This window comes from Cyanobium sp. BA20m-14 (genome assembly GCF_024346295.1).
Map to the genome: position 1 here is coordinate 1 of NZ_JAGQCR010000188.1, position 6403 is coordinate 6403.

The following is a 6403-nucleotide window of genomic DNA, read 5'->3' on the forward strand; positions in this document are numbered from 1 at the left end:
CGGTGCAATCCCCCTGGCCGCCGTGATGCAGGGAGATGCGGAAGTCGTCGCCGCTGAGCCCGCAAACCTCCGGAGCACTGCGCACGACCACATCGAGGGAGGCCCCAAGTCGAGCCACCCGAATCCGCAATTCCGACCAGGTCAGCGCCGCCATGGACCCAATTCAAACTCTCTCAGCGATACCCAAGTGTGACCAGCTAACCGGTTACGTCAATAGCTGCTATTTAGCTTGGGCGGCAGCTGGACGCTGCGTTGGCTCTATCCCGGGCTTGGGTTCTGGTATCAGCAGCCCTAGCCCAGAGGCCACGACCACAGCCAGCAGCCCTGCCAGCGGCGCTGCAAGGCGCTGGGCAAGGGGGCGGCGCTCCAGCAGCTCGCGGCCCTTCAGAGGCATGGTCTCAGGCAGCTCCAGGGGCAACTGCAGCCGCGAATCGAGGCGCAATTGATCCAGCACCCGCACCAGATCGGCCAGCTCGGCATCATCGAGATTGAGCTGTAATGGGGGCGTGTCCGGCTGGCTACTGCGCAGCAGCAGGCCATGGCCGCCCTCTGGCCCCGGACCTATCTCCACCGGCTCGGGCTCGGCGCCAAAGCGACGCGGCACACCACTGATCAGGTAGCGGGCGTAGGGCAGCACCACCTTCATCAGGGATAGCAGGTGCTCCTTGCGGCCCTCAAGCTCGGGGCGACCGGCCCAGGCCAAGCTCCAGCCCGTGATGATGCCGAGGTTCTGGCCGCTCTGTCCGACCGACACATCCGGCAGACCCTCCACCTTGAGGCGGCAGCTGAGTTGGTCGAACTGCAGTACTTGCTTCATTGCAGGCTCAGGGGCTGGATCATGGCTGGGCATCCAGCAGGCTGGCGCGCAGCCGCTCAAAACCGCCAACCCCGGAGCCCAGGGCCAGGGCCTGGATCAGCAGCCGCGACTGGCGGGCACCTGACTCGGGATCGAGCAACAGTTGCACGCCACCACGACGGAGGTTCATGCGCTGGCGTACCAGATCGGCCAGGCGGCTGCGGAATAGGTTCCAACGCTCGCTGAGCACTTCAGGCGGCTCGGCGCTGGAGAGCAGACCGCGCAGCAGGGGGTAGAGGCGGTCTGCCAAGGCGCAAAGAATGCGGATTAGGGCGTCGGTTTCAGCTGGCTCCAGACCTTCGCGGCGAGTGGTGCGGCGCAGGGGGTTGGTGCAGCGGCTTTTCCACAGTTCCACCCGGTTTGGGAAGAGGGTGGTGAAGCCCATCTGCTCGCTCATCCACACCATTGCCTCACCGCCGTTGAGGTCGAGGGCCTCGGCGCTGAGCAAGAGCAGGTCGAGGCGTTCGAGGCCGCGGCGGGGAAGCCGGGCGGCCGATTCAGGAGCGAATGAATCAAGGGGCATGGCTGCGATGATGCCAGCAAGTGCACCCAACCGTCACGTTCATGGCCCCAGACCTGCGGGAATTTGTGCGCGATGTGCCTTATTTTCCCAAGCCCGGCATCCTGTTTCGCGACCTCACGCCGCTGATGCGCGACCCGGACGGCTGGCAGGAAGTGATCCGTCAGCTGAGCGCAGTGTGCGAGCGGCTGCAGCCCGACCTGATCGTGGGCATTGAGTCGCGGGGCTTCATCGTGGGCACAGCCCTTGCCACCGCCGTGCGATTGGGTTTTGTGCCAGTGCGCAAGCCCGGCAAGCTGCCCGGGGCAGTTACGGGCGTGGACTACGCCCTCGAATACGGCAGCGACCGTCTGGAAATCCACAGCGATGCCCTGGCCGATGGCTCCAAGGTGCTGATCATCGACGATCTGCTGGCCACCGGCGGCACCGCTGCGGCCTGCGCCGAGCTGGTGGCTGCGGCTGGTGGTGAACTGTGTGGCTTCGGCTTTGTGGCCGAACTGGCGGCCCTGGAAGGGCGCCGCAAGCTGCCTGAAGATCAGCCCGTGGAGTCGCTGATCATCTATTCCTGATCCTGCCAACTCAGCAGGGCATCGAACTGCTCCAGGCTGATCAGCCCGAAGCGCCACAGCACCACCGGCAGGGGCGCTTGCTCCTGCTGGGCCTGGCGCAATCCCAGGGCCAGGGCGCTCTCGCTCAGGCCGAATTGATTGCGCAGCAGACGCAGCAGCGCCGCCGAAGGCGGCGGTTGGGAACTGGTGCTGATCACCATGCATGCGGCCCCGGATAGCCCATGCTGATCAGCGGCGCAGCAGCTGGCAAGGGCCATCGGTCATGGCGGACAGGCTGAGCTGGCGCAGGGGAGCAAGCTTGGCCAGCAGCAGCAGGGCCAGGTGGCGCAGGGGCAGCAGCAGGGGCGAGCGATTCGAGAAAAACCGCACCAGCAGATCGGTAGCCAGCAGGGTGAGCAGCAAATCCGGCCAACGCCGCCTTGCATAGGCCGCCGGCAAGCGGTGCACGGCCAGCCGCCCGGCCGCTGCACGCCGGGCCAGGCAATGCAGGGTGGCCACATCGCGCCAGCAGAGGTTTAGACCCTGGCCGCCCACTGGATGGCAGCGGTGACCGCTCTCCCCCACCAGCACCGTATGGCCGCGGTGCAGGCGCCGGGCCAGCAGCAGGGCCACCGGGACGGCGCGCGGATCGTCGAGCAGGGCATCGGGCTGAAGCTGGTCTGGCAGGGCACCGGCCAGGGCATCAAGGAAGGCTGAATCGCCGAGGCTTTCAAGCTGGCGGCAGCGCTGGGCTGGGGCACTCCAAACCAGCTGGAACAGACCATCGCCCAGGGGTAGCACCGCAAAGGGCCCCTCGGGCCGTAGCAGCTCCCAGGCCTGGTCGTCGGCACTGCCGCGGAGTTGCACCAGGGTGGTGAGGCAGTTTTGGCGATAGGCCCACTGCAACACGCCAATGCCGAGGGCCTCGCGGCTAGGGGAGTGGGGCCCGTCGGCCGCCACGATCAGGTCGTGCTGCGGCTGCTTGGCTGCAGCGTGCGGCGGCGGCGTGCCCAACTCCAGGGTGATGGCGGGATGGGCGCTCAGGCGCTCCAGCAGCAGGGTCATCAGCGGCCGGTGCTGTCCCACCCAGCCCACGGCCGCCGCCGGTGCCGCCGCCCGCCGCGAGCCCAGATCCGTTAAGCAGAAAGGCACCTGGCGCTGGGTGGCCAGATCAAGTAGCTGCAGGGAGCGGAAGGGAACCAGCAGCGCCTGCACAGCCGACCACAGCCCCAGCTGCTCCAGCAGGCGCTGGCTGGAATGGGTGAAGGCGTAGGCGCGGCTGCGCTCGAGCAGCACAGCGGCGGGCAGGGGATCGCTGATCTGCACCTGCCAGCCAGCGTCCGCCAGGGCAAGGGCCGTCAGGGCACCGGTGGGGCCCGCCCCATTCACCAGGGCCCTCAGAACCGGTTTGGACTCGACCATGGCGATGGCGGATCAGCCCGGGGATCGGGCACAAAAAAGCCGCAGCAAGGAGCTGCGGCAATTGGTGTAGCAAAGGCTCAGGCTGTTGCGAGAGCCGGCAGATCAGCCGATGCCAAGCAGGCCGCGGGTGAAGGACTCACCACCCAGGGCGAATTCAGTGGCTAGCAGGGCGATGAAGCCGAGCATGGCCATACGGCCATTGAGCTTCTCGGCGCGCTCGTGGAAGCCCCAGCCGCTTTCGGTTGACACAACTTCCATGCGGGGCTCGGTGGCGAAGGCATTGAGGCGGCCGCCGTCTTCGGTGGTTACGGTGGCGCCGCGGATGGTGGCAGCTTCGATCGAAGGAGTGGTCTGAGTCATGGAAACCTGACGCGTGCTTTCCAGAAGTGTAACGCAATATTGCAGCTTGTAACTGCGGCTTGGGAAAATGCTGCGCCTGGATTCAGCGGAACCGCTTCAGGCAGAGCTCCTCAAAGGCCGGTCGCAGCAGGAAGGGGTATTCGCCAACCCAAAGCTTGAGCTGGGGCAGCCAGGCGTCGCTGATCGCTCCTATCTGAGAAAAATCCTTGCGCTCGCTCAGCACCAAAACCCGCACAACCATGCCGGCACGAATCTGCTGGTGCTTTTTTTCAAAGGGGAAGCGCACCTTGCCGAGATAGCCCTCCTCGTCCTCAAGCTCGAGGGTGAGCCAGGTGCGGCGGTTTTCCACCAGCTCCAGGCGGCCGTCGTTGTTGGCCTGTTCGCGGCGCTCCTCCACGATTTCGCGGGTATAGAGATCGGCAATCTGGCCTTCAAACAGGGCTGCAGCCGGATAGCGGCGCAGGGTGGAATTTTTCTGGCCCGCCTCGAGGATCGGTCCCCAGAGCAGGTAAAGGGCAAACACAAAGCCCACCACCAGGAATACCGGGCCGAACTGGCTGGAGAACAGCAGGGTTTGGCTGATCAATAGGGCAATCACCGCGCCGATCACCGAGATCAGCACCCGCTGCAGCACCTTGCGGGGATTGCCGGTGCAGGCGTTGAACTGTGGGCCGGTGGCGACCGCTGGGATCAGGCGCAGCAGCTCGCCGGGGCGCAAGGGAAGCAGCATCAGATCAGCCGCTCCAGGCCATACACCAGGCCAGCCAGCTGGCGCACCTTGCGCACTGTGAGCAGCACGCCGGGCATGTAGGCGGAGCGCTCGATCGTGTCGTGGCGCAGGGTGTACGTCTCGCCGGGAGCACCAAACATCACCTCTTGGTGGGCCACCAGCCCCGGCAAGCGGATCGAGTGCAGGCGCAGGCCGCTATCGCGCTGGCCGCCGCGGCAGCCCGCCAGGGTTTCGTGCTCCTCCACCTGCTGGGGGTTAAAGGATTTACCCAGCTCCTCGATCAGCTCGGCGGTTTTGATGCAGGTGCCGCTGGGGGCATCGGCCTTGCGGTTGTGGTGCAGTTCGGTGAGCTCGGCGTAGTCGTAGAAGCGGGCGGCGGCGGCGGCGGCTTGCTGCAGCAACACCATGCCAACTGAAAAATTGGGGATCACGGCACCGCCAACACTCGCCTTCTCGGCGAAGCCGGCCAGATCAGCCAACTGCCCGGGCGAGAGGCCAGTGGTGCCGATCACTGGGTGCACGCCGTAGGCGATCGCGGCGCGGGTGTGCTCGTAGACAACCGAGGGGTGGGTGAAATCCACCAGCACGGCGGCGCCGCCCTGTCGCGCTGCCTGGCTGGCTTGGCACATGGCCCCCTCGAAGTCGCTGGTGATCGCCAGCTCCAATTCGCCTAGGCCGAGCTCCAAGCCCAGGTCAGCACCCTCCTTGTCAGGAGTGGTGTCGATGGCGGCCACCAGGGTGCAATCGGGGGCCGTAAGCACGGACCGCACCACCTCGGCGCCCATGCGGCCCAGGGCACCGGCCACCACCACGGGGATGGGTGCCCCAGAGGCCGGATCGGGTGCAGGAGCCATGGCGGTCTAGAAGCGCTGGCAGCGAGCCTATGCGCGGCATGTGGGGCAAGACCTCGCATCAAGGCGGATACATCCGTAGATTCCCCAATAACCCCTTATTGGCGCTGATGTTCACGCAGGTTCGCTCCACCAACCGCCGCGTTACGCCCGGCGACGTGAACGGCCGTGCCGTGATGAAGGCCGTTTATGTGGTGCTCGAACCCCAGTACCAAAACGCCCTTACCCAGGCCGCCAACTCGCTCAATGCCCAGAACGGCCCCCTGGCGATCGAGCTGAGCGGCTACCTGATCGAGGAATTGCGCGACCCCCAGAACTACGCCGATTTTCAGGCTGACGTGGCCGCGGCGGATGTGTTTATCGCTTCGCTGATCTTCATTGAAGATCTGGCTCAGAAGGTGGTGGAAGCAGTGGCTCCGCACCGCGATCGGCTCAAGGCAGCAGTGGTGTTTCCCTCCATGCCGGAGGTGATGCGACTGAACAAGCTCGGCACCTTCTCGATGGCCCAGCTGGGTCAAAGCAAGAGCGCCATTGCCAGCTTCATGAAAAAGCGCAAGGAAGCGGGCGGCGCTGGCTTCCAAGACGCGATGTTGAAGCTGCTCAATACCTTGCCGACTGTTCTGAAATACCTGCCGGTGGAGAAGGCGCAAGATGCGCGCTCTTTCATGCTGAGCTTCCAGTATTGGCTGGGCGGCACGCCAGACAATCTCCGGAATTTTCTGTTGATGCTGGCCGACAAGTACGTCTTCCCCCGCGGAGGCTCTGGCGAGGCGGCCGACCGGCCCGCGGTGGTTGTGGCTGAGCCGGAGGTATTCCCAGACCTAGGCATCTGGCACCCGCTGGCACCGGGGATGTTTGAAGATCTCAAGGAATATCTAAATTGGAATTCCAGCCGCGGCGATCTCAGCGAGCAGGCCCGCAATGGTCCGGTGATCGGCCTGGTGCTCCAGCGCAGCCACATCGTCACCGGCGATGAAGCTCACTACGTGGCGATCATTCAGGAGCTGGAATATCGCGGCGCCACCGTGATTCCGGTCTTCTGCGGCGGGCTCGATTTCACCAAGCCGGTGAATGCCTTCTTCTACGACCCGCTCAACCCCGACTTCCCATTGGTGG

Annotated in this window: 9 protein-coding genes; 2 read left to right on the top strand and 7 right to left on the bottom strand. The window is 65.2% G+C overall.

Annotated features, from left to right (window positions below; translation table 11 throughout):
• Window positions 1-220 precede the first annotated feature (220 nt).
• Both KBZ07_RS14685 and KBZ07_RS14690 read right to left on the bottom strand, forming a co-directional pair.
• Window positions 221-817, bottom strand: coding sequence for a DUF4335 domain-containing protein (locus tag KBZ07_RS14685; RefSeq protein ID WP_254932306.1), 597 nt, complete (start codon window positions 815-817; stop codon window positions 221-223).
• A 19-nt stretch (window positions 818-836) separates the two neighbouring features.
• On the bottom strand, window positions 837-1379 hold the full coding sequence (locus tag KBZ07_RS14690; RefSeq protein ID WP_254932307.1) for a DUF3038 domain-containing protein: 543 nt from the start codon (window positions 1377-1379) through the stop codon (window positions 837-839).
• A 41-nt stretch (window positions 1380-1420) separates the two neighbouring features.
• Between KBZ07_RS14690 and KBZ07_RS14695 the strand changes: the two genes are divergently transcribed.
• Window positions 1421-1945: an adenine phosphoribosyltransferase gene (locus tag KBZ07_RS14695; RefSeq protein ID WP_254932308.1), complete on the top strand. Its 525-nt coding sequence runs from the start codon at window positions 1421-1423 to the stop codon at window positions 1943-1945.
• On the opposite strand, the gene KBZ07_RS14700 is transcribed toward KBZ07_RS14695, so the two are convergent.
• The 5 genes from KBZ07_RS14700 to dapB all read right to left on the bottom strand — a co-directional run bounded on the left by KBZ07_RS14700 (window position 1936) and on the right by dapB (window position 5290).
• The gene (locus KBZ07_RS14700; RefSeq protein WP_106633024.1) at window positions 1936-2145 is read right to left on the bottom strand and encodes a DUF2949 domain-containing protein; all 210 of its coding nucleotides are present in this window, start codon (window positions 2143-2145) and stop codon (window positions 1936-1938) included. The genes KBZ07_RS14695 and KBZ07_RS14700 overlap by 10 nt on opposite strands.
• Window positions 2146-2173: 28 nt before the next feature.
• Entirely contained in the window at window positions 2174-3346 is a 1173-nt protein-coding gene (locus KBZ07_RS14705; RefSeq protein ID WP_254932309.1) for an FAD-dependent monooxygenase, read from the bottom strand.
• Window positions 3347-3448: 102 nt separating this feature from the next.
• Window positions 3449-3706 (bottom strand): high light inducible protein, encoded by a 258-nt coding sequence (locus KBZ07_RS14710; protein ID WP_094559328.1) that lies wholly within the window; start codon window positions 3704-3706, stop codon window positions 3449-3451.
• An 82-nt stretch (window positions 3707-3788) separates the two neighbouring features.
• Window positions 3789-4436, bottom strand: a complete 648-nt coding sequence (locus KBZ07_RS14715) for a hypothetical protein (RefSeq protein ID WP_254932310.1) — start codon at window positions 4434-4436, stop codon at window positions 3789-3791.
• Window positions 4436-5290, bottom strand: a complete 855-nt coding sequence (dapB, locus tag KBZ07_RS14720; protein WP_254932311.1) for a 4-hydroxy-tetrahydrodipicolinate reductase — start codon at window positions 5288-5290, stop codon at window positions 4436-4438. Before dapB ends, KBZ07_RS14715 begins: the two co-directional genes overlap by 1 nt.
• Before the next feature lie 107 nt (window positions 5291-5397).
• Here dapB and KBZ07_RS14725 point away from each other — a divergent pair.
• Window positions 5398-6403: DUF3479 domain-containing protein (locus tag KBZ07_RS14725; protein ID WP_254932312.1), on the top strand; the 1006-nt coding region annotated here is incomplete at its 3' end.

Coding starts and splice junctions, on each gene's coding strand:
- KBZ07_RS14715 (WP_254932310.1), bottom strand. CDS start 4,436: ATGCTGCTTCCCTTGCGCCCCGGCGAGCTGCTGCGCCTGATCCCAGCG.
- KBZ07_RS14700 (WP_106633024.1), bottom strand. CDS start 2,145: ATGGTGATCAGCACCAGTTCCCAACCGCCGCCTTCGGCGGCGCTGCTG.
- KBZ07_RS14695 (WP_254932308.1), top strand. CDS start 1,421: ATGGCCCCAGACCTGCGGGAATTTGTGCGCGATGTGCCTTATTTTCCC.
- KBZ07_RS14705 (WP_254932309.1), bottom strand. CDS start 3,346: ATGGTCGAGTCCAAACCGGTTCTGAGGGCCCTGGTGAATGGGGCGGGC.
- KBZ07_RS14690 (WP_254932307.1), bottom strand. CDS start 1,379: ATGCCCCTTGATTCATTCGCTCCTGAATCGGCCGCCCGGCTTCCCCGC.
- dapB (WP_254932311.1), bottom strand. CDS start 5,290: ATGGCTCCTGCACCCGATCCGGCCTCTGGGGCACCCATCCCCGTGGTG.
- KBZ07_RS14685 (WP_254932306.1), bottom strand. CDS start 817: ATGAAGCAAGTACTGCAGTTCGACCAACTCAGCTGCCGCCTCAAGGTG.
- KBZ07_RS14710 (WP_094559328.1), bottom strand. CDS start 3,706: ATGACTCAGACCACTCCTTCGATCGAAGCTGCCACCATCCGCGGCGCC.